Source organism: Spirosoma sp. 48-14, assembly GCF_001898575.1.
Lineage (GTDB): Bacteria > Bacteroidota > Bacteroidia > Cytophagales > Spirosomataceae > Spirosoma.
Genome location: NZ_MKUD01000088.1, coordinates 166,031 through 189,927 on the forward strand (window position 1 = coordinate 166,031; position 23,897 = coordinate 189,927).

Here is a 23,897-nt window from a genome sequence, read left to right on the forward strand (position 1 = left end):
ATTGCCTACTGTTGTATTCGTTCGAAAAGGTTTCTTATATCAACCTGGAGAAGTAATCGCCAGGTTGATTAGGACTGGTGCTGGCCATTCTTATCGCTCCAGTTGTTTTGTAAATCAGGCAATAAGGAATTTATTGCCTGCCGGATCCTCGAGAAAATAGCCATCTGGTGTTTTCTGACTGTTGGTGGAATTGCTTAGCGCTTTGGAGAGCCTTTCTTGTGAATCGTACTTTAAGGTAAAGTACCGCAGTCCTGCGGTTCCCTCTGGCGCTTTCGGAGCGTTCATTCCAGCCCAAACGTTGACGGCTATGCGGTGATCGACGGCCCCACCAGCACCTAGATCGCCCCATCCCTGCCTGGGAATCAATACATGCCTGGAGAACCCAATACGTGTGTAGAAATCGTAGGCGGTTTGGAGATGCGGTACGTGCAGGTTCATGTGCCCTACAATGGCGCCGTCTGGAAAAGCGCGTTCTGGGTTTTTGTCGGTTAAATGGCTTAGCAACTCCTGAACATCCAGCGGTTCAATGGGCTTGCGAAATCTTCCTTGGTTATCGACTATCTGGACACCGTTTTCTGTGGCGTTGAATTCAACAACCCGCTGCGGGGTTTCCACCGCGAATTCGAGATTGATCCCGTCAGGGTCATCGACATAAAGCGACTTTGCTATAATGTGATCGGTTGGTGCTACATCCCAGCCCTTTGTCGCTAACCTTACTAGTAGCTGCGCTAGATCAGTTTCTGTTGGGAGGTGTATGGCGGCATGATAAAGGCCACTAAACCCTTTTCGGTACGGGGTTTTCGAACCTGGATGGAGAACGACAAGTGTTCGCTGGGCGGTTCCTATCTCCGTGGTTTCTCCAGTTGATCGAACTTGCATCCCCACAACATCGCGCCAAAAATTAATCGATCTGGAAATGTCAGTGACATTTAAATGCACCGCACCAAAGGTTATAAAATCCATATGTTTAGTTGTTGAAGGGAGGGGATCTGTTATGTCCAGGCTTACCGGACTAAGCAAAACGGCTCCCATGGTTGCCGACCTTCCTATAAATTGCCTGCGCTTCATTTCAATCAATGCGTTGACACTCGTCTGGGTCATTACGCCTAAATCGATCTATATAACCTGAGTGGTACTACCGTTCCGGAATAGGGGCTACTTTGAGTCGCCCCCAGCTCACCAAACCAGCGATTACGCCTAATGCGAGCGGGAAACCTGATCCGGCAGCTTCATTATGCGTAAGGTGATAGATTACCGCAAACAACATAACCAGGGCTAGTAAGCCTGCTGCAATGGGTGTCAGAATTGGTTTGATTTTGAGCAGAGAAGGTAGAATTAGTCCAATGCCTCCCACTATTTCACATAAACCAATCAGCTTGACCACCAGGTAAGGGAAGTGGTTGACAAACGACATTTGGCTCGCAATGGCTTCGATAGGCTGCAACAGAACGGTTGTGCCGCCCATGATAAATATGGCCGCTAATAAGGCCTGGCCAATCCAGAGAAGGATGTGGACTACTTTTGATGGTTTTGCCTGTGTGTTCATGACTGTTTTTTTATGAGGCAAAATTATGTACCTTTACTTACCTTTTGTTAGTAGTATACAAAAGGTGAGTGGTAACCTTTATGAAAGTGGTTCATCGCAATATGGAGACCTGGAACAACCAAACGAAAATGGATGACAAGGCATGCACCTATCGGTTGAATGCGATAGGTGATGCGCTGTATGCGATAGGCGGGAAGTGGAAACTGCGCATTATTGTAGCCCTTATTGAACGAAAGCGCCGGTTCAACGAATTGCAGCGATTGGTAAAGGGAATATCGCCGAAGGTGCTTAATGCTGAATTAAAAGAACTGGAATTGAATGGGTTCGTTAAACGAACAGTGCATGTACAGATGCCCGTTATCATTGAGTATGAACTGACGGATTACAGCCATACGCTGGAACATGTTCTTGACGCATTAAGTGAATGGGGGGCTATGCACAAAAACAAAATAAGAAATGAGATGTGACAGGTATGGGGATGAATTTTAGATTATCAACCTAAAATTCATCCCCATACCTGTTTATAACCGGATATAAGCGATTAAAGCGAACTCGAAAACACATCCATTGGTAAGCGAACTTTAGCCGCTTGTGCGTAAGGATCTTTATCGGCATCCCGATAACCTAACGCCAGTAATACCACACTCTTTAATCCTTTTTCTTTTAATCCTAAAATATCATCAAATTTCGAAGGGATGAACCCTTCCATGGGCGTAGTATCTACCTGTAATTCAGAGGCAGCAGCGATTCCTGTCCCTAAGCCAATATAAGCCTGCTTAGCTGCCCACGTGAAGTTTTCCTCCTGTGTCTTTCCTGTGATATTCGCAATTAATAGTTGCCTGAATTTTTCCAGACTTTCAACAGGAACCCCACGCGTTTGAGCCATACGTTGCATATACTCATCGACATGTGCTATAGACAGGTTTTCAATGGCAGCAAACACCAATAGATGAGACGCTTCCGTTATTTGTGGGTTAAACGCACCTTCGCCTAGCTTTTTACGAATCTTCGGACTTTCGACGACAATCACTCGGTACGGCTGTAAACCAGCCGATGAGGCAGAAAGATTGATGGCTTCTATAATCGTGTTTATATCAGCCTCGCTTACTTTTTTGTCGCTGTATTTTTTGACAGCATATCGCCATTTTAATGATTCTGTTAAGCTCATTTTGTTGTTTTTTCAATTGGTTGATTTAACATTGTTCATTCGCTTCAGACCACACTATTCGCTATTTAGTTTACAAATACGCAGCCCTCGGGAGAGATAGAAAAGAATGGTAAAGAATTAGGCTTTCAGATTGAATACCTCGTTCAGTCCTTCGTATAGTCCGGTTGGTTTACGGCCCAATAATTTTTCCAGATCATTGGTAACCAGTTCGAACTGCCCGTTTTTAATGTCCAGGTTGAAGCCTGCAAATACAGCTACAATGAAATCAGCAACCCCTGCGTCTTTTAATCGTTGCCCAAAGATTTCAGGCTCAGCAGGCGTGTAGGTTACCGTTTTTCCAGAAAGTTTCGTTAGGGCCTCTGCCACATCCAGGTAGGAATGTAGCTCATTTCCTGCAATGTCGTACGTCTTGTTTTCGTGTTCATCCTGAAGCAACACATTGGCTGCGGCTTCACCCATTTCTCTCCTCATTGCAAACGGAACTCGACCGTTTCCAGCTGGTAAATAGAACCCGGTTTCAAGGACATTTTCCCCTCCGTACAATGGCAATGTCTCCATGTACAGGTTGTTTCTTAGGAAAGTATAGGCCAGCCCGCTTTCACGGATATGGTCTTCTGTCTTGAAATGGGTGTCAAGACCATCGACTTCAGACGCGTCGATGTTTTTATGTGAAACCCCTGTGTACACAATGTGCTTCACCCCATTACGAACAGCCGCATCGACAACTCGTTTATTTTGTTCCAGCCGATAAGGCACAATTGTAGGGATCAGCAATACATTGCTAATGCCTTTCAACGCCTTATCGATAGATTCCTGGTCGTCAAAGTCCCCTAAGCGGACGATTACGCCTTTATCAATGAGGGGCTTTGCTTTCTGTTCGTCTCTTGCCAATACGGCAAATTCATGGGGCGAAAGATGTTTCAACAACTGTTCGACGGCTGCTCCACCAAGATGCCCGGTTGCCCCTGTTACTAAGATCATTTTCAGATTGCTTATTTGTTGCCTCTTTATCCAGAATTAGCGAATGCTAATTCTGGATGATTTTCCCGATACCGAACGAAGAAAGACGTGCCCTGTTCTATTCGGCCTGGAAGCAGAAGAATGTGTAAGGGAATTAAGCTAATAGGTTAATAGGCCGCCGTGAACCGCTCCTGGTGATGTTTTGGGTGTTCAATTTCATCGGCAATAACCACGGCCAGATCTTCGCCAGAGAGAACATTTTTGCCATGCTCATCCAGTACGGGGTGATCTTTTCCTAAGCGGTATTTTCCCGTTCTGCCGATGGTAATACCCTGGTGCATCTCCACCGCCGGGCTGAAAAATACCCAGTCCAAATCCTGTTCTTCTTTCAAAATGGTAAAGTAATCCCTTGCTGCTTTGGCGCCTGGAACAAACGGATTGTCGGCCGGGAAGGTATCTACTAATTGAGTGCCATCAGGTAAATACAGGCTTCCTGCTCCGCCAATTGAAATAAAACGGTTAACGCCTGCCTGCTTTACGGCTTCCTGAATGGCTTGAGAACCACTGATGAAGTCTTCGTAAATGGTAGGATTTGTCCATCCTGGGCTAAACGCATTAACGACCACATCAAAGCCTTTCAGGGCTTCTGCCAGGGCTGCCACGTCTGTAACGTCGACGGCTAGGTAATGTAGATTCGCTTTGTCCGATGCTTTTTCTTTTCTGGAAATACCAGCTACACTTATATTCCTATTTGCTAATTCGTTGGTAATATGGTTGCCTACAAATCCGGTGGCACCGATAACAGCTACTTTCATTTTCGTATAAAAAGTTGTTTGAATACCCAAAGGTATTTTACCTTTGCTATACTTTAATAAGTAATATACTTTAGTATATCGGTATAGAAAAGTATAGTAATTTGTTAATCAGTATATTATGATTGTTGATATTGACTTGGCTGCCATCCAGCAATGCCCTGACTCGTTTATGTTAGCCGTAAATGACACGCTCAATGTGTTGGCAGGTAAATGGAAATTACCGATTATGGCCTCTTTAATTTTCGGCACAAAGCGGTTTAAGGAGCTGGAGCGGGAGATTCCTAAAATCACCCCCCGGATGCTCTCCAAGGAATTGCGGGATCTGGAGATGAATGGTATTATTGTCCGGACAGTCCGGGATACGATACCCGTTACCGTTGAATATGCACTGACCCCTTCCGGGAAATCATTTAAGCAGGTATTGGATACAATGGTAGAATGGGGATTAGACCATCGAAAAAGAACGATGGAACAGGGGGAGTAGCCTAAGCAAATTTATTAGAGCGATGCCAGGGCTACTGCGATTTTGGCTCCCGCTATTGCATTGTTTTTGATAAGGGCTATGTTCGCCTGCAAGCTTTCTCCCTGGGTATGGGTGGCAATGTATTTTAACAGAAAGGGGGTGATGTCTTTACCCGTAACCTGTTGGATGGTGGCAGTGGCTAGAGCCTGCTGGATATGGCTTTCAATTTTGTCGTTGGGTACCTGTTGATTTACGGGAACCGGATTCGCAATCAGCACTGAACCGTCTAGACCCAGCGCCCATTTGGTTTTGAGCATATCCGCAATTTGTTCTGGGGTATCGAGTCGGAGTGGTGACAAAAATGGGCTTTGATTGCTGTAAAAACCGGGAAGAGCGTCCTGCCCGATCGTAACGACGGGAATGCCTTTGGTTTCCAGATATTCAAGCGTGAGTCCAATATCCAGAATACTTTTGATACCGGCCGATACCACGGCTACCGACGTTTGTGCCATTTCAGTTAAGTCGGCCGATATATCCATGCTTTGCTCGGCTCCCCGATGAACACCCCCGATTCCTCCTGTGACGAATAGCCGAATGCCCGCCATGGCGGCAATGCGCATCGTAGCGGCTACAGTCGTGGCACCATACAATCGTTGACTGATCACAAAAGGCATGTCGCGCAGGCTTACTTTCCACACATTTTCGGCCTGACCGAAGTATTCAAGTTGTGGTCGGGTAAGGCCGACATGACATTTTCCGTCAAATACAGCAATGGTCGCCGGGATCGCTCCGTGTGCGCGAACCAGTTCTTCGACCTCCAGAGCCGTTTCCACATTTTGGGGCCAGGGCATGCCATGCGATATGATGGTCGATTCCAGCGCAACGACCGGCTTGCCTGTGGCAATAGCTTCAGCTACTTCAGGTTGTATGGCTAAATACGGATTCATACGTGTTTGTAGAGAGAGGGCTGATTACGGTTTTTGCGCAGTAAAGACCACCGTCGTAACCGATTGGGCGCTGATTGGCAGCCGGGAAACCGATGCAGTACGCTTTTTGAGATCTGTTGCAGCCGATGTTTCAAAGATCGATACGGAATTGAGCCGTTTGGGGAGACCCTTCACGTCAAGAAGAGTATCTGGCCCCGGATTGACGATGACAAGTATCATTTGATTGCTGTCGATAGTGCGGTAAGCTGAGACAAGTGGTGCCGTAACCAGGCTGTCGTTTTGGTTAGACTGAGCTGCTATACGAACCATTCCGGGCCGAACAAAACGAGCGAAGTTGCCCAGAGCCCAGAGCGTCTTAGAAGCCAGTGCATCTCCGCCAAACTGATTCTGGTCATTTTCGCCCATCTTGCCGTTCTTTTCCAGGTAAATCAGTCCGTCTTTGTAATTGTTGGCACTCAGGGCCAGCCACCATTGCCACGAAGCTGCATTCGCCAGGGTAAGGTCGGTATGAATTACGCGGGCCACATAAAGGGCGGTTTTCATGCCCAGGTCACGGCCTCCACCATTGATCTCCCCGTCATTATCACCCAATACACAATACTCCGATTGCCAGAAACCAACCCCAGCCTGCTTCAACTTCGCACCAAGCTGTTGTCGGGTCGACTGGAGAAGCCGTATGGGGGAGGTGGTGAAATAGCTATGGCCACTCACCAGCCGTTCTACGTTGGGGAGGTTACCGATGTAGTCAGGACTATTGGAGGAGAACAAAGCGTCGATAACATTGTCCTGTCCGGTTTGGCTCCGATTCGTACCTCGTTGAGACAGGTAATTCAACTGACCCGCTTCACCTAGTGCCAGATGGGTACTGAGTTTACGACGGGTGAGTTCCTGGCTAAGGGCGCGTGCCAGCTCGGCCATGTCGGTGTTGGTGGCAGGAGTGCCTTCCTGCGTAGCCATTGTTTCCCCTTTCTTGATGCCCCAATCCCACTGGGGTTCGTTGAACGGGCTGAGGTAATGCATGGGCCAGCCTTTTCGGTCGAAATACTGTACCACATCGGCCAGAAAGCGCGTGTATTCGCCCAGCCGTTGGCGATTAAAGTTGTAATCACCTAATTTCCCCGACGCATAAGCCTTGCCGTTGGCCGTGAACTGAACGGGTGGTGAGTTGGTAAAACCGAGCAGATAAGGGACTTTACGTTGATGGGCCGCTTCGACAAACCATTGCTGGCCAGCCTGTTTCGACCAGTCGTAGGTGCCATCAGGGCGCTGAAAACATTCTGACCGACGCCAGGGACTGCGAATACCACTCGAATCGCCCTGTTCGGTGCTTCCGGCTCCGATGTTGAATCGCCACATCGATAGTCCGATGCCTTTAGGATTCCCGGACGCATCGGTATCCAGACTGAATAGCCAGTCGGCAATTTGCTGGCGGTTGGCTAGTGAATACTTGGTACCGACAAACTGCGCCGACCAGCAGTCCGATGCGCCGAAGCTGTGGATGGTCTGATAGGTTTGATCGGGATGAAGAGTAACGACCAGCGGAGTAGGGTAGGCAGCCTGTTGGGCCAGGCCAAGGTGGGTCTTTGCCAGCAGGAAAAGTAAAGCTACAAAGGCCGTTATTCGCGATAGGAACATCAGAAAGAGTGGGGAATCGAGTCCGGTAATGTGTTCAGACAAAAGAAGTGATAAAAACGTAAACTACCTGCATACGGAGCGGACAAGGTAGCAGAAACTGGAAAAGACAAGAAAAACAGAGTAATCGGCTTCGGGTAGACTGTTGCTAACGTATTCCTTTTTGTAACTGGAAGAAATTGGTAAAGAACTGTAATTGTTTACTTTACACCATTCGTTAAATACCTTATCTTCGACCAGCCAACTATACCCTTCCTCCTTCTGAATATGTTTCCCCATCCTTTGATTCGACTCATCAACTGTAGTCTTTGGCTGACCTGTCTGCTCACGGCCCGTTTATCCATGGCGCAAGTGCAGACCATGGATACCATGCAAACCGATGAGCGTATTGTATTCCTGCGAGCCATAACCCGGAAATATTTTGCTGATACGACGAAGGTAATGGCCATGCTGGATAGCGCCCGTACCTTTTGTGACGATCGGGACGATGCGTTTATGATCTGGTATGTAACGCTTTTACAGGTGCACTATCAGTATATCTATCAGCATGATGAACTTCCCCAAAAGATTGCCTTTCTGAAAAGCAAACAGGCTTATTTTGACCAGTCGCCCTATCCGGTTATTCGGGCTACCTATTACTGCCACCTAAGCAATGAATATTTCCGAAACCTGGAATTCACGGAAGCCTTCAAATTTTACTTTCGTGCCCGGCAAATTTTTGAACAGATTGGCTATCAGGATATACCCGAAGCTGTCGATTACCTCTATTATTTCTTTCGCTTTCACTACTATTTTGAAGATTACCGGACGGCGATTCATTATGTCAGCTTAGCTGAAAAATACAATAAATGGAAGCTGATTGCGGATTGGTTCTTAATCAATAACCGGGGGGTTGCCTATTTAAAAATTAACGACTATACGAACGCGAAAAAGACGTTTTTAGAAACCATTGCCGTGGCTAAAGCGGGGCACAATGATACGTATGTGGGCATTGGGAGTGGCAACTATGGCAATACGCTTCGCCTGGAGGGAAAATACAAAGAATCACTCCCGTATTTGTATAAAGATGTGGCAATCAACGAGAAAGAAGTGCCCGATAATTCAGCGATTACCTGCCTGTACATCGCTTATTCACTCATTAAGCTCGATAGCCTGGCCAAAGCCCAGACCTACATAAAGCGGTCACTTCAGTTACAGCCCAACTGGTTCTGGAGTAATTACGGGCCCATGTATTATGAGGTGAACGCGCTGTATTATCAGAAAGCAGGAAACCTGGAAGCGGCCATCCGGTATAAAGATTCGCTGGTCGTCAAGAAGGATTCGCTTCGAAGAATTTTTGATAATCGGTTGCTGGCGGCTGCCCAGGCACAGATGGCTGCCGAAAAATACCTCAACGACTTAGCCAATATTGAAGCGGAGAAGGATAATGCCCTGCTCCGGCGTAATATCTTCATTGCCGTTCTGGTTATTGTTACGATCGCCATCATTTACGCAGTCAATCAACGACGGAAGCGGGAAAAACAACTCCAGGAAGCCGAGAAGAAGCGGGCCGATGATTTACTGGCGCACGCAACGGAGCAACTGGCTCTGTATATGGAGAACCTGAAAGATAAAAACGAACTCATCGAAAAAATGGCGCTTGAGTTGAATCCGTCAGAGCCACAATCGCCGGAAGCAGCCATTGTTGATACCCGAATCGAATCCTTGCGCCAGAGTGTAATTCTGACAGAAAGCAACTGGCTTGAATTCAAGCAATTATTCGAGCGGGTCTACCCGCATTTCTTCGATAATCTGCTCACAAAGTATCAGGATCTAACCCCCGCCGAAGTTCGGTTACTGGCCTTGCTCAAACTAAATATCGCATCTCGCGAAATGGCTTATATGCTGGGGGTCTCCATTGAATCCTTACGCAAATCTCGGTATCGTCTGCGAAAAAAACTGGAAACACAACAGGCTGATACCGACCTTAAAGGGCTTATTGTGCATTTGTAGTGGTACCTCCCAAAGGTAAGGGTAAGCCCGCTGGAAATCTGGTTATTTGCACTGGAAATGGCTATTTTTAGGCTTGTCCACGGTTTTGTCCACGCTGGTTTGCGTTGCCGTCCACGATTTTGTCCACGTCCAACATTGGGTTTTCTTCACGTATTGGAGGTGTTTTACATCGTTGCTTTTGACCTAATACACTGCAGCGATGCCTTCCTTCTTTCAAAATCCCGTCGATCGTAAATGGCTGATCATATTGGCCATAATCCTCCTGCTGTTCGTCTTTATGGGCTATTGTGTGTGGCTCTATTACAGCTACCATGTAAAAAAACTGGACCATCAGAAGCTCATCCTGCTGCCCGATAGCTATCCGTGGTCCGTTGTGGACGTGTGGGTGCGATTGAAAGAAACCATTCAGATGACCTGAATCATCCGGCTAGTCAGCACAACTCTGCTCTGAAATGAACCCTTCTCTAACCCATGAAACAAATCGTTACTGTCGGCTGTCTTCTACTCCTTTTCTGGCTTGGAAGACGAACCTGTCTGGGCCAAAACCTGGACCCAAACGCCTATAAGGGTGGGGAAAACAAACTAAAACTGACGGGCGGCCTGTCGGCTAATATGGTGTATATGTCTAACCAGGCCTCGACGATTACGCCCGTCAGTTATTTTGTGAGCGGCAACCTCAATTTGACCTATAAGACGTTTACGCTACCATTTAGCTTCAACTATTCCAATCGGACGTTTTCGTATAGCCAGCCTTTTTCGTTCAACTTCGTCACCTTTCGTCCGACCTACAAGTGGATTTCAGCCGAGATTGGGACCTGTTTCATGACTTTTTCGCCCTACTCGCTGAATGGACATCAGTTTCAGGGCGCCGGGGTCAATCTGACGCCTAACCGTTGGAGTATCAGCCTGATGTACGGTCGGCTGCTAAAAGCTACGGAAGGCGACCTGCTGGCTACAGTTCCTGTGATACCCACCTACCGACGGATGGGAATGGGACTGAAAACGCAGTACCGAACGGATAAATATACCGTTGGTCTAACCCTATTCAGTGCATCCGATAATCCGGCTTCCTTGCCCGGCTTGCCCGACAGTCTGCGACCACAACCCAAAGAAAATCTGGTAGTTGGCCTGGATTTCAGTACCACATTGTTTAAACGATTGCAACTCAATGGCGAATACAATTCCAGTTCGCTGAATGCTGATAAGAATCAGGTTAGCGATGAAAGCATCAGCCGGAAGACGCTGTCGGGTTTGTTTTTCAGACGTGGCGTAGCTATACAATCGTACAACAGTATTCGGCTGGGACTGAATTATAATCTGGTTCGGCTGGGTGGGATAATCGGGGTTGATTACCAGCGAGTTGATCCCGATTATGTGACACTGGGCGGGTACTATTTCGTCAACGATATCGAGAACATATCCCTCCGATACAGCCAAACCCTTTTCTCCGGGAAGGTTAATTTTTCGGGTAGTGCCGGACTTCAGCAGGACGACATCGAGCATAAAAAATCATCCAGCCAGCGAAGGGTAGTTGGTATGGCGACGATCAATGCCAACCTGAGTCCGAAACTATCCGTTGGTTTCAATTTTTCGAGTTATACCTCGTATGCCTTTATCCGGACGGCCTTCGATAACATTCGCAAGCTGAATCCATTCGAGCAACTGGATACCCTGAATTACCGGCAGATCAACCAAACGGTTTCCACGAATATCAACTACGCCATTTCCAGTACCGAAACGGCTGTCCACGGCCTGAATCTGAGTGCGTCGTGGATGGAATCGGTTAATAAGCAGGACGATATAGTCCGAACCGGGCAGGAGTCAGGGTTTATTAATTCGTCGCTGCTATACAATTACGCGCAGCCTAAACGGGCGCAAAGTTTTGGGCTAGGGTTAAACGGAAGTTATAACAGCATCGGCACTCAGCAGTCACTGTCGATTGGGCCGTTGTTTAATTTTCAGAAAAGCTTTCTGGCCAATAAGCTAACCACAAATGCATCTCTGGCTTATATATACACCAGCGATCAGGGGTATGATACCCAAACGGGGGCTGTCAACCTACGCGGAAGTGCCGCCTACAAGGTGGATAAGATGAACAGCTTTGCGGGTAACCTTGGCTTTACGCAGCTAGCGGGTAGTGGTCTGAGCACCCGAAGTTATGTTTCGCTGACGGTCGGTTATGTCAATCGTTTTTAACGCTGGATACGCATGCGATACTTCCGCTTTATAACCCTATATAGCCTGTTGTTCCTCATAGGACTGCTGACGAACGGGTATGCCCAGCATTTTCCGGTGCAGGCTACCTTTTACGCCAAACCTCCGTATCCAATCAATCTGGCTGACTATGCGAATCCACTAGGGCAGAACCTGAGTCTGAAAGTAATTCTACGCGATCTGAACCTGGACCCCACGCAGGTCTATTTTCGATTTACTGTTACGGGGGGAGGACTGTCTCTGAGCAACCCACCCCGGCTGGGTAGCCAACCCGTTTTTACGCTAACCCCAGGCTTTGTGCAAACGTTTACCCAGGCCGATTTCGGACGATATTTTAACTGGGAAAATCTGGGTGTTTCGCCTATCGTATATAGCAAACCGTTAGGTGAAGGTATTTATACCTTTTCGGTCGATGTGATCGATGTGCTGACCAATAAATCGCTGTCGGGAGCGGTTCCTTTACCACCTGTCTGGCTGGTTGTGAACGACCCTCCTTTACTTACATTTCCGGCCAATCAGAGTTTGGTTAAGGTGATCAATCCGCAGAATACGGTTTTTCAGTGGGTGCCCCGCCAGCGTCAGGCAAACGCCGTCGAATACGATTTCGTGCTGACCGAACTTATTGTTCCCGCAAATTATGGCGGTAATCTGCAAAACTTGTTCTTAGCGCAACCACCCTATTACAAGACGACCACGACCAACACTACGCTGCTATTTGGGCCCGGTATGCCTCCCCTGATTCCCGGACGAACGTATGGGTTTCGGGTTCGGGCGAGGGCAAAAATGGGTTTCGAAGACGTAGGCATTTTCCGAAACGATGGCTATAGCGAGATTTTTACGTTTACCTATGGCGAGAAGAACCGGGCACCCAGTATTACCACGGCCCGATGGGATGTCGATGGAAAGGCTGTTGTGGTCTGGTCGGGTGTTGATCAGCAAGTTCGGTATGATCTGCAATACCGCGATCCGTTTGCCAATGTGGTCAATGCCATAGCCATTGTCGCTACGCCGATTATGACCAGTGCGATCAAATCGAGCAATACCACTTCCGGGAGTAGTGCCACAGCTCCAACGTCGATTCTATATAACCTGGAAAACCCAACCCTGACGAAGCTGGGAAACAACACCTATTCGGCGAAAATCGCGCTGGATAATACCAGAGCCTACAATTTTCAGGTGGGTGGAATCACGGCCCAGGCTACCGATCAGATGCTGTATTCAGCCCCTGTTTTTTTGGCAAAACTGGATTGGACAACGGTATCGGTGGCGGGCATCACGCGCGACAACAATGACTATCTGGCCCAGCTAACGGGTAAAAGCCGGAAGAAGAACCCGAATCCGCTGGTGGCTACCTGCCAGAACCCGACTGTGAATCCCACCGATCAAACCAAAAATAACGTGGCTATCGGCGACACCCTGCACGTGGGGGGGACCGATGTGCGGGTCGTTTCGACTGAGTACGCCCAGGCCATGATTAAAACGACGGGGGGGGGAGCAGCGCCATCAAACTGTATTTCTCCGACAACTTCGTGATTAATCAGTACAACGAGGTGATTTCCGGCTATTTGACCAGCGAGCCGACTGGGAAACGGATTTCACTGGTCGATGGCAATGCGGATATGTCGGGCGATGTAACCGACCAGACGATTAAACGACTCGGCGTTCAGATCGATTCGCTCAAAACACTGGGTAACCAGATTTTCGACGAGTCGAAGAACAACGTACAGAATCATGTGGGCTTCATCCTGCGGGTGAATTTTCAGTTGGTCAGTTTGAAAAATCGGCTGACGGAGAAACAAACAGCCCTCACGGCCTGCCTGAATACCGTAGTGAATCAGCTAACGACGGAAACCAATACCCAGAAAAAACAGGATTTGCAAAAACTGCGAACGTTGTTGCAGACACAGGTAGCTGACAATGGACGCAATCTGACGAATCTGACCACGTATCTGGATAATTACCTGCTGCTCGGAGCCGATGTGGTGTCGATACTGCTACCCAAACTTTTTATGCTTTAACTGGCTGTTTCCAACCCTGACCCGATTTGCTACTATCGATATGACTTTCTGGAAATCTATCTGCCAACTGAAATTCCTGTCCGTCGTTCTGGGCTTGCTGAGTAGTTCATTTTTAGCATTGGGCGAGAATGAAAACCCAGGTAAAACCCCAACCCCGCCGACTACTGAAAAGAACGTAACTTCTGCAATGGCGCTTCAAACGGCGCTGAACCAGAGCTTGAGTGTGCAGAACCTGAACGAGATGTCGCGCTTACTGGCCCCCTCGAAAATTCAGGTGGCCGACCTGTCGCAGGAAGCTAAAGACGCCAAGTTGCTGTTTGATCAGTTGCAAAGCCAGGGTAAACTCCTATCGACACTGACCAACTCCGCCCTGCAAACCCTGCCCATTGCCGTACCCATCGACAACACCAGCCAGGGGTATCTGATGATCAAAAAAGCCACGTTTTACCCCGACCACGTCGAACTTGATGTGTATGCCCGACTGCTACTGGGTGATCAGGAAATTTACTTCGGCGCTACTGGGGTCAAGTACGTAATGGCATCGGGTATAGCTGGAACGGTGGGGCTGGTGATGCTGGGTACGCAGGAGTTTTCGAATACGCAATACAAAGTAAGCCTGACCGGAGGGAGTATGAAAAATGCGCTACCGAGTAGTGCATCCCAGCTCAAAATCAACTGCGGTAGCTTTGCCGGACTGGTGATCAAAGGCAACCTGGAACTTAATAAAGACACGTTTCTGAAGCTGGACGATAAAGGGTATCCGATGCCCGACGGAACAGCCGCTGTTGTCTCATCGCCGATTGATTATCAGGCAACGGCGTTGACCGGACTGACGGTGCCGGTAAAAAATCCGCTGGCGTTTACCCTAAAAAAATCGCAGACGGTGATGGGTTTTGTGTTGGCGAATGTCTCGTTCGACTTCTCCGAAAAAGCAACGCCTTCGGCTATTACATCGACTGTCGGTTCATTTTTGGGAAACAATTCCAATATGATCAATCAATGGACGGGCCTGTTCGCTACGGCATCGACGGTATATGTTCCGATGTTTTTTATTCCGGCAACGCCCAAAGACCCTACGCCCATACGCCCCAGCTTTCAGGCGGGCGTACTACTGCTCGACGACTCCGGGTTGTACATGAATGCGTCAGGAACCGGCATTGCTAATTTCAGCCAGTTGGGTGGTTCACCCATGACGATCGATCAGATCAGCTTTACGCTAGAAAAAAGCAATTACAGCAACTTTAGCCTGTCGGGAAAGGTTGGGGTGCTGGCTGCCAAAAGCCCGTTCAAGAAAAATGATAAATCATACGATTTCAGTACGCTTTCTAAAGATGAATACCTGACCTACGCTGGTAGCCTGGACGATAAGTCGCAAAGTTTCTCACTAAAAGTCAATCAGCAGGCTAACATGTTCTTTTTGGGGGCGAAATCGACGCTGCGCGACGATTCGAAGGTTGATTTTGTGCAGGACACGCCCACTTACCGAAATGCCAGTTTAACAACGGATGGAAATGGGACAAGTGCTTCCGCGGGTGGTAATACAACCCTGGAAAGTATAGCAACAGACACAGCCACACCGTCGGCTTCTTCAGGTCTGGTTACGGGTACGAATCGGCTACAGGCTCGGTTGGTAACACCGAAGTTAAGCTTTCGTTATGTCATCGGTCTGGATGTCAATAGTAAAGAAGTTTCGTACGATACAACGTCAAAAAAAACGAATAACGATAAAATTCTGTCGCTTGGCGTAGTACTGGTCGAGGACCTGGTCGTTGGGTATTCGTTCCTAAGCAAAAAGCCCATTTTCAAATTCACCCGCATGGGGTACGAGCGATTGGGCAATGTGCCTGTCTTCGGTAAAATCGGACTAAAAAAGCTGATGGCCGAATACGACGATACCGAAAAGTCGTGTACGGTGAATTTTACCTTTTATGCCAATGTCAATCCCTTGTCTAAACAGACGGTTTTTGATACAGGTGACACGACCAAGGTTAAAAACTCTGACACAACATCGACTCTGAATATCACGGCGGGGGTCGATATCAACTTTGCCTGGGAAGTCAGCGAAACGCAAACGTCGACCGTTGATTTCAAAGCCAATTTTTCGGGGATAAGTCTAAGCACCTTACGTATTGCAACAGGATCTTCGGCAGGGTTTACCCTTGATGGTTCTATATCGTTCGACAAAGATGATGAAGAGTATGGAACGGTTTGTCGGGGAAACATTACCGCCGAGTTTAAGATCAAAGGTGTTTCAAAACTAGCCAAAGCACAGGGCGACGATGAAGACCCCCGAATGGTTGTCAACTGGATTGGTGGGCGCGTCGTTAAGGAAGATGGTAGTGCCTACAATTTTACCTATTTTGACTTTCTCTTGTCGTTTGGAGAAGCTGGCATACTCATTGGCCCTACCGTTAAAGTGAATGGATTCGGAGCGGGTGTTGCGGTGAATATGACCCAAACCAATGAGCTGGGCTCACGATACTCCATTACCGGTAAAAAATATTTACCACGGGAGAAAACGGGTGGAGCATTGTTTGCCGTGACTTTTTTTGCCACCGATAAACAGCAACGGGGCATGCTGGGTATTTATGCCGAAGGGGCAAAAGGGACGGGGGCCGGAAGTGGCTTTCGTAAACTCAGTATCTTTGGGACCTGGGAATTTGCACGCGATTCGGTTGAGTTACCTCAACAGGACGCAAAGACGGCCTTAAAGGCAGCCACTGTACCAAGCAGTTCTACAACTCCCCCAACGAATCAGCAAGTCAATAACCTTTCTAAACAGCAGGTTAACAATGCTGTCAAGATGCTGGATGTCTCGTTGGATGATCGGTTCGCCATTTTAAAATTTGATCTCACCTTCGATGCTTCGACCGACGATTTTATCATGGAAGGGAGTGCGTTTGGGTTCATGCACGTACCGCTGAAAAAACCAGGTTCGTATGTGCGCGGGGCCGCTGATGATGAAGGGGCGGGTTTTCTGGGTATGATTCAGCTTAAAATTGTTGCAGAAGGTCTTGTCAAGGAAAATAAGGAGAACAGACAGGATAAAAAAGAAGGAAAGCCAAAAGGGGATAACGAACCCAATCCGGTGAATGGATATCTCTGGATCGGTCGCCCCGATCAACCATTGGCCATCGAAGTTAATCTCAACCTTGGTAAAGACGAGTCGCCTACATACCTCAAGATTGGCGCTACTCTGTTTATCGTCGGCGGGAATGTACCTCTGCCAAGCAACCAGGTCAGGTATTACTCAATCGTTGAAAATGCTAAGGCTCAGATAAATAGCGAACTGAAATCCCGAAACGAAGGGGAGATCAATTTTGATTTACCCACCTCGGTCATGCAGGATGGCACCCGCTATTTCAGTCTGGGGCTCTCATTAGGCGGCAGTGTTTATCTGTCTACCCCTACCAAAGCCGTTTCGGTCTATGCCAATTTAACGTTTGGGTTTGGCTTTATGGTTGCGTACGACAAGGCGTTTAAGTCCTGTAATGGATCACATTGGCTAGGCTCAGGGGTACTCCACGGCTCAGGTGAATTAGGCATCGTACTAAACCTCAAAAAGACACAGACAAAATTCCAGATTGTGAAGGGTTCCATCACCGCTGCGGGTGTTTTCGATTTCAAGGGCAGCTATGGGGCTATGATGTTTGAATATACCCTGATGGGGGGTATTGTCGAAGGGCGCGCGTTCATGACGTTTGGTGATTCGCCTTGCCTGTCCCCCACCGTTTTTGAACTGAACTCCAGGGTCAACCTGGTTAAAGAGACGTCTCCCCAGGCAGCCATTTTTCGGAGCGATGCCACATCCGACGCTTCGGCAACCTACAATGACTACATGATCCAGCGTCATGAGATGATTGTGCTCTACACCGATCCGCAAATTCCCGTCTATCAGTTCTGTAACCTAAAGATCGACGGCGGCCAGGTGATCGAAAATGTGATGATTGCTGGTAATTATTATTCAATAGGCTCACCCCTAAAACGCTATGTTCATTACCAGCCGAATGATCGGATTCGGTTTGTGGCCAATACCGCCGAATATGACCTGGATGATCGGAAGGCGACGATTTATACCAAACGGACAACGCTTCATCAACCCAATGCCAACCTGATACTTGTTGTTGAACTGGTTATTACCAACGGCGATCAGGCACCCAATTCAGACTGGCTCCCAATTCAGGGCACCGACTTCAGGCAACGATTTACGTTCAGAACCAGAGTTTGGGATAGTTTTTATGCAGATCAGGCTCAGCGAGTTCAAGATGGAACTGCCACCTACTATTGGTATTACATACGGAATGACAAATAGCTGTACGGCCATGAAACTATCGATCTACTTAACCCTTTGCTTCGTCGGTGGGCTCATCAGTCTAGCCCATAGTCAACCAAAACCTGCGGCCAAAACGAAAACACCCGTCAAATCGGCTACTGCGCCAGTCAACCGGCCTGACAATCGAACCCGGTATGCAATGAAAGGCGAAAAGATGGAAAGCCGTCCGTCAGTTGGTGTTTTGGCAAAAGCTATTGGCCATAAGCTGTACCTGCGCTGGGTCCCGACTATGCAAAGCTATTGGGAGTTTGGCTACCGCGACGGTTATGTCGTCGAGCGGGTCAATGTAAAAACGCGTCAACGGGTGGTCATAAACTCGAACGTGATGCCGAAACCAGCCGCCGACTGGCAACCGTTTATCGACCGGAAAGACCGGAATTACAGCGTATTGTATGCCGCTATTTATGAGCAGCCTGAGTTTTCGGGCGAGGCAATTACCCAGATGAACGAACGAATTCAGTTGTTTCATTTCGCCTTGTTGGGGGCCGATATGGATTTTAAAGCGGCCTGTATGGCCGGGCTGGGTTTAATCGACTCAACGGCGGTGCAGGGCGAACGGTATCAGTATGTGATTGGCCATAAATCGGCAGCGCGGTATAAGCTCTTGTCAGTTGTTTCCTCGGAAGTCGGCCTGGGCGATACGAACCCAATGCCAGCCATCAGGCATTTTGCGGGCAGGGCCGGTGATCGGGTAGCGAACTTATTCGCCGAAACAGCGTCGGTACGTAGCACATATAATCAGTACCAGATTGAACGGTCGGAAGACGGTGAACACTTTGCTTCTATTTCCAGCCTGCCTTTTATTGTAACCAATAAACTCGATACGCTCACTGTCAGCGATACGTTAGACAGTGATGAAATCACGTATCAGTATAGGATTCGGGGATTAACTCTCTTTCAGGAAGTGGGCCCTTACTCCAATAACGTGCGCATAAAAGCAAAGAGCACGCTCCCAGTCCCTGCGTTTTATTCTGTAAACGAAACCACTGATAAAAACAAGCTGGAAGTACAATGGCTATACAAAGATAGCCTTAGCCAATATATCGATCATTACCAGCTTGTTGGCGCTACTGAACAGGGTGGGCCATTTGCACCGATTTCTGAAATTATCCCCGCTAATCAGCGGATGACTTATATAAAACCGCTTACGCCCGCTCGTGGATATACCTTTTTTATCAAACTGATTACGCATCTTAAAAAAGGGGATGTGATGGAAACCCTGGCTTATCCAGTTACACTGGCTGATGACGATCCGCCGGTGCAGCCTCAGGGATTGACGGGGAAAATTGAGCGAAAAGGCGAACTGGGCATCGTTACCCTTAGCTGGCAACCCAACCCCGACACTGATTTATACGGATACTTTGTAAATCGGCGCGATAAGGCCGGACAGCGATATTACCGGGTCAATAATGAATTCATCAAGCAAACGACCCTAACCGATACGATTCGGCTACAGCAGATGCAGCGCTATGTGTTCTATACTGTTAAGGCACTGGACTTGCTGTTTAAAGAATCCGTCGATTCGAAAGCGTTGGTGTTGCGCATCCCTGATATCAACCCACCTACTTCGCCCATTATCGACAGTTTTACTGTGACCGACAAAAGGATATTTCTGCACTGGACCCGTAGCCATTCGGAGGATGTCCAGAAACATATTCTGTATCGGAAGAAAATGCCCAATGCCAACTGGGAAGAGCTGCTGACCATCACCGACACCCTTACTCAAGCCTACACCGACTCCAGCGTGGCCGAAAAAAGCCTGTATGCCTATACAGTGATTGCGTTCGACGACAGCCAGAATCGATCGCAACCAGCAACGCCGGTTGTGCTGGAAACACCCTTCTTTACCCGCAACGTCGATTTTTCGCAGTTTACGTCCGCCGTTGTCGATACGACCCGCCAAACGATACGGCTGACCTGGGCCTGCAATCAGACCGATAAAATCGACAACTTTCTAATCTACCGGGCCATGCCCGACGATGAGTTGGCGCTGGTCAAAAAAGTGGAAGGAGACTCGCGGGAGTGGATCGACTATGTAGAAATGCTGCCGAACAAACCGTATCGCTATGTGATCCGGGCCCGGATGCAGGAAGGGTATTTATCGGGCTGGAAAGAAACGGTAATCGAACGGAAACCATGAAACATGCTATACTCGCCTGCTGGCTGCTCTGTTTGCTGGTCGTTACCAACGTGGGGGCTCAGACCTGTACACTGACGCTGAATAAATCTTACGATTACCTCAGTACGGGGCAGAGTTCCATCTTGTCCTATGTTGGGTGTACGGGTGGCACGGTCGCCTGGGATCATGGCCTGGGCACGGGCAATAACAAAACCGTCAGCCCAACCGCTACGACGACTTACAGTGCTACCTGTACACCCGCTAGTGGAGCACCTTGCTCGCAGTCGATCACGGTGAATTTTATTAACTGTTCAGTATCCGCCAGTGCGTCTCCATCAATCATCAGTTCCGGCCAAAGCTCCGTTCTGTCCTATACGGGTTGTGTTGGGGGATCGGTCGACTGGGTCGATAGTCGCGATAACGGTATAGGTTCTGGAAATAACCTGATCGTTACTCCAACAGCTTCCATAACGTACATCGCCCAGTGTAACAAAGACAACGGCTACTGTTTAAGCTACGTGACCGTAACTGTAAGTAATTGTTCCATTACCGCTTCGGCCAGTACCACGTCTATTAATGCGGGGCAAAGTTCAATTCTGTCCTATACGGGTTGCACGGGCGGTACGGTTAGCTGGGACAATGGCGTTGGTACTGGAAATAACCTAACGGTTACGCCTTCCACGACGACTACATACCTGGCTACCTGTACACCGTCTGGTAGAGGTAGTTCCTGTTCCAGTTCAGTCAGGGTTTCCGTTACGCCTTGTGCTGTGATTGCCTTAGCCAGTTCAACGACCATCAATGCCGGACAGAGTACTGAGTTAGTTTATGAGAACTGTACCAACGGAACGGTATCGTGGGATCATGGTGCAGGTACGGGCAATAACCTGATCGTCAGTCCATCCATCACGACCACTTATCTGGCGACCTGTACACCCACGGGCGGAGGCACCCCCTGCACCAATTCAGTAACGGTTACGGTCATACCCTGTACGCTAAGCCTTTCGGCCAGCCCAGCCAGTACAACAACCGGGCAAAGTTCGCTGCTTACTTATTCGGGTTGTTCAAACGGTACCGTCACCTGGAGTAATGGGCTGGGTAGTGGAAATAACAAAACGGTCAGTCCATCCCTGACCACGACCTACAGTGCTACCTGTACGCCCAGCGGTGGCGGCAATGCCTGTTCGGCTTCGGTATCGGTAACCGTCAGTGCTGCCTGTTCCATTGGTGCGTCGGCCAGTCCGTCCAGTATCAATGCGGGGCAAAGTACGGTTTTGTCCTATACGGGTTGTTCGGGTGGCACGGTGAGTTGGGATAATAGGCTGGGCAACGGCAATAGTAAAACCGTCAGCCCATCCGTTACAACCACTTATGTGGCTACCTGCACATCAGCGGGCGGGGGAGGTACCTGCTCTAGTTCGGTTTCGGTCACGGTTACGGCCTGTTCGGTGTTGGCTCTGGCTAGTTCGACCACGATTAATAGCGGACAAACGACAACCCTGGCTTATGAAAATTGTACGAACGGAACCGTTAGCTGGGACCAAGGTGCAGGTAATGGCAACACGATTGTCGTCAGCCCATCCGTCACCACCACCTATCAGGCCACCTGCACACCCAGGGGAGGGGGAAGCCCCTGCACCAGTTCGGTAACCGTTACAGTCAACACCTGCGGATTATCGCTGTCGGCCAGCCCATCTACGGTCAACGCAGGTCAGAATTCGGTGTTAACCTATACTGGGTGCAGTAATGGTACGGTAAGCTGGGATAATGGGCTGGGCAGCGGTAATTCGAAAATCGTTAGCCCGACCCTTACAACGACCTATAGTGCCACCTGTACGCCAACGGGTGGGGGGAATGTCTGCACTGGTTCGGTGACGGTCAATGTTACCAGTTGTAACTTTAGTGTAGGGGCCAGTCCGTCCAATATCAACGCGGGCCAGAGTTCGGTGCTGTCATACAGTGGGTGTAGTAACGGGACGGTGAGTTGGGACAATAGGCTGGGCAACGGCAATAGTAAAACCGTCAGCCCATCCGCCACCACGACCTATCAGGCGACCTGTACACCTAATGGTGGGGGAAGCCCCTGCACCAATTCGATAACGATAACGGTCAACACCTGTAATCTGACGCTATCCGCCAGCCCGTCGACCATCAATGCAGGCCAGGGTTCAGTGCTGACCTACAATGGGTGTAGCAATGGTACGGTGAGTTGGGATAATGGCGTTGGTTTGGGAAACAGTAAAACGGTAAGCCCAACCCTAACAACAACTTACAGTGCCACCTGTACGCCAACCGGAGGAGGTACTCCCTGTACGAATACGGTTACCGTTACTGTCAATACCTGCAACTTTACCATTGGGGCCAACCCGGCTACGATCAATGCGGGGCAAAGCACCTTACTTTCGTACAGTGGTTGCGTTGGGGGGACTGTGACCTGGAATAGCGGCCTGGGAACGGGAAACAGTAAAACCGTCACTCCGGCCATTACGACCACCTACAGCGCTACCTGTGCTCCTAACGGGGGAGGATCGTTCTGTACCGGTTCGGTTACCGTTACTGTGAATACCTGTAGTATAGTGATTTCCGCCAGTCCGTCCACCATCAATGCGGGGCAGAGCTCGGTATTGACCTATACCGGATGCAGTAATGGAACGGTGAGTTGGGATAACGGACTTGGTACGGGTAACACCAAAACTGTTAGCCCATCAGCAACCACAACGTACACGGGCACCTGTACACCAACAGGTGGCGGTTCGCCTTGTACAAACTCCGTAGTTGTTACAGTCAATCCACTGCCGTGTAGTCTAACGACATCAGCTACGTCAACTACCATCAACACGGGAATCAGTACGATACTTTCCTATGCAGGCTGTACGGGTGGCACCGTTACCTGGAATAATGGTTTAGGAACGGGCAATACCAAGACCGTTAGTCCGTCGACAACGACCGTATACCAGGCCACCTGTGCACCCGCCGGTGGGGGTAGTTCCTGTACCAGTTCGTTGACTATTACCGTTCACGATTGTTTGTTCACTACCTCCGCCAGTTCAGCAACGATCAATGCCGGACAAAGTGCCGTCCTGTCGTACACCGGCTGCACGTATGGGCTCGTCAGTTGGGATCATGGGGTAGGTACCGGGAATGATAAGATCGTCAACCCATCCGTCACGACCACCTATCTGGCTGTTTGCGCACCTAAAGAAGGCGGGTCGACCTGTACCGAATTTCTTACTGTCACGGTCATACCCTGTAATCTGAATGCATCAGCCAGTTCAGTTAATATCAATGCCGGACAAAGTTCAGTGCTGACCTACACAGGTTGTTCGAATGGCACGGTAAGCTGGGATAATGGCCTGGGGAGTGGCAATACCAAAACCGTCACGCCTTCATCGACAACGACGTATCTGGCAACCTGTACACCCACTGGAGGTGGGGCTTCCTGCACTAGTTCGGTAACCATCACGGTTAGTACCTGTAATTTCATTGTAGGTGCTAGTCCTGCTAACCTAAATGCGGGTCAAAGTTCGGTAGTATCGTATACGGGTTGCTCCAATGGAACGGTGAACTGGGATAATGGCCTGGGCAGCGGTAATAATAAAACCGTCAGCCCATCCGCCACCACGACCTATCAGGCGACCTGTACACCTAATGGTGGGGGAAGCCCCTGCACCAATTCGATAACGATAACGG

17 protein-coding genes are annotated in these 23,897 nt (G+C 48.9%); 10 read left to right on the forward strand and 7 right to left on the reverse strand.

Features of this window, described 5'->3' with window-relative positions:
• Positions 1 to 114: 114 nt before the first annotated feature.
• Entirely contained in the window at positions 115 to 963 is an 849-nt protein-coding gene (locus BGO59_RS36155; protein WP_293692558.1) for a VOC family protein, read from the reverse strand.
• A gap of 172 nt (positions 964 to 1,135) precedes the next feature.
• Complete coding sequence (locus BGO59_RS36160; RefSeq protein ID WP_293692560.1) at positions 1,136 to 1,546, reverse strand: DoxX family protein; 411 nt, start codon at positions 1,544 to 1,546, stop codon at positions 1,136 to 1,138.
• 80 nt (positions 1,547 to 1,626) lie between these two features.
• On the opposite strand from BGO59_RS36160, the gene BGO59_RS36165 reads away from it, so the two are divergent.
• On the forward strand, positions 1,627 to 2,013 hold the full coding sequence (locus tag BGO59_RS36165; RefSeq protein WP_293692562.1) for a helix-turn-helix domain-containing protein: 387 nt from the start codon (positions 1,627 to 1,629) through the stop codon (positions 2,011 to 2,013).
• Between the two features lie 74 nt (positions 2,014 to 2,087).
• On the opposite strand, the gene BGO59_RS36170 is transcribed toward BGO59_RS36165, so the two are convergent.
• From BGO59_RS36170 to BGO59_RS36180, 3 genes are all read right to left on the reverse strand, one after another.
• Positions 2,088 to 2,714, reverse strand: coding sequence for an NAD(P)H-dependent oxidoreductase (locus tag BGO59_RS36170; RefSeq protein WP_293692564.1), 627 nt, complete (start codon positions 2,712 to 2,714; stop codon positions 2,088 to 2,090).
• Between the two features lie 117 nt (positions 2,715 to 2,831).
• Positions 2,832 to 3,695 carry an SDR family oxidoreductase gene (locus tag BGO59_RS36175; RefSeq protein ID WP_293692565.1) on the reverse strand — a complete coding sequence of 288 codons (864 nt, stop codon included), beginning with the start codon at positions 3,693 to 3,695 and terminating at the stop codon, positions 2,832 to 2,834.
• 146 nt (positions 3,696 to 3,841) lie between these two features.
• Complete coding sequence (locus BGO59_RS36180) at positions 3,842 to 4,489, reverse strand: NAD(P)-dependent oxidoreductase (protein ID WP_293692566.1); 648 nt, start codon at positions 4,487 to 4,489, stop codon at positions 3,842 to 3,844.
• Positions 4,490 to 4,607: 118 nt separating this feature from the next.
• Here BGO59_RS36180 and BGO59_RS36185 point away from each other — a divergent pair, with 118 nt between their 5' ends.
• Entirely contained in the window at positions 4,608 to 4,973 is a 366-nt protein-coding gene (locus tag BGO59_RS36185) for a helix-turn-helix domain-containing protein (protein WP_293692568.1), read from the forward strand.
• Positions 4,974 to 4,987: 14 nt separating this feature from the next.
• On the opposite strand, the gene BGO59_RS36190 is transcribed toward BGO59_RS36185, so the two are convergent.
• Both BGO59_RS36190 and BGO59_RS36195 read right to left on the reverse strand, forming a co-directional pair.
• Complete coding sequence (locus BGO59_RS36190) at positions 4,988 to 5,899, reverse strand: pseudouridine-5'-phosphate glycosidase (protein WP_293692570.1); 912 nt, start codon at positions 5,897 to 5,899, stop codon at positions 4,988 to 4,990.
• 24 nt (positions 5,900 to 5,923) lie between these two features.
• A complete protein-coding gene (locus BGO59_RS36195; RefSeq protein WP_293692572.1) occupies positions 5,924 to 7,576 on the reverse strand; it encodes a glycoside hydrolase in 1,653 nt (550 codons plus the stop codon).
• 222 nt (positions 7,577 to 7,798) lie between these two features.
• Between BGO59_RS36195 and BGO59_RS36200 the strand changes: the two genes are divergently transcribed.
• The 8 genes from BGO59_RS36200 to BGO59_RS36235 form a co-directional block, all read left to right on the forward strand.
• Positions 7,799 to 9,523, forward strand: a complete 1,725-nt coding sequence (locus BGO59_RS36200; RefSeq protein WP_293692574.1) for a hypothetical protein — start codon at positions 7,799 to 7,801, stop codon at positions 9,521 to 9,523.
• 199 nt (positions 9,524 to 9,722) lie between these two features.
• The gene (locus BGO59_RS36205; protein WP_293692576.1) at positions 9,723 to 9,941 is read left to right on the forward strand and encodes a hypothetical protein; all 219 of its coding nucleotides are present in this window, start codon (positions 9,723 to 9,725) and stop codon (positions 9,939 to 9,941) included.
• Between the two features lie 53 nt (positions 9,942 to 9,994).
• Positions 9,995 to 11,719: a hypothetical protein gene (locus BGO59_RS36210; protein WP_293692578.1), complete on the forward strand. Its 1,725-nt coding sequence runs from the start codon at positions 9,995 to 9,997 to the stop codon at positions 11,717 to 11,719.
• A gap of 12 nt (positions 11,720 to 11,731) precedes the next feature.
• Positions 11,732 to 13,270, forward strand: coding sequence for a hypothetical protein (locus BGO59_RS36215; protein ID WP_293692580.1), 1,539 nt, complete (start codon positions 11,732 to 11,734; stop codon positions 13,268 to 13,270).
• Positions 13,267 to 13,755 carry a hypothetical protein gene (locus tag BGO59_RS36220; protein WP_293692582.1) on the forward strand — a complete coding sequence of 163 codons (489 nt, stop codon included), beginning with the start codon at positions 13,267 to 13,269 and terminating at the stop codon, positions 13,753 to 13,755. The genes BGO59_RS36215 and BGO59_RS36220 overlap by 4 nt, the downstream gene beginning before the upstream one ends.
• Positions 13,756 to 13,795: 40 nt before the next feature.
• Positions 13,796 to 18,067 carry a hypothetical protein gene (locus BGO59_RS36225; protein WP_293692584.1) on the forward strand — a complete coding sequence of 1,424 codons (4,272 nt, stop codon included), beginning with the start codon at positions 13,796 to 13,798 and terminating at the stop codon, positions 18,065 to 18,067.
• Between the two features lie 10 nt (positions 18,068 to 18,077).
• Positions 18,078 to 20,228, forward strand: a complete 2,151-nt coding sequence (locus tag BGO59_RS36230; protein WP_293692585.1) for a hypothetical protein — start codon at positions 18,078 to 18,080, stop codon at positions 20,226 to 20,228.
• Positions 20,225 to 23,897: hypothetical protein (locus BGO59_RS36235; RefSeq protein WP_293692587.1), on the forward strand; the 3,673-nt coding region annotated here is incomplete at its 3' end. The genes BGO59_RS36230 and BGO59_RS36235, both read left to right, overlap by 4 nt.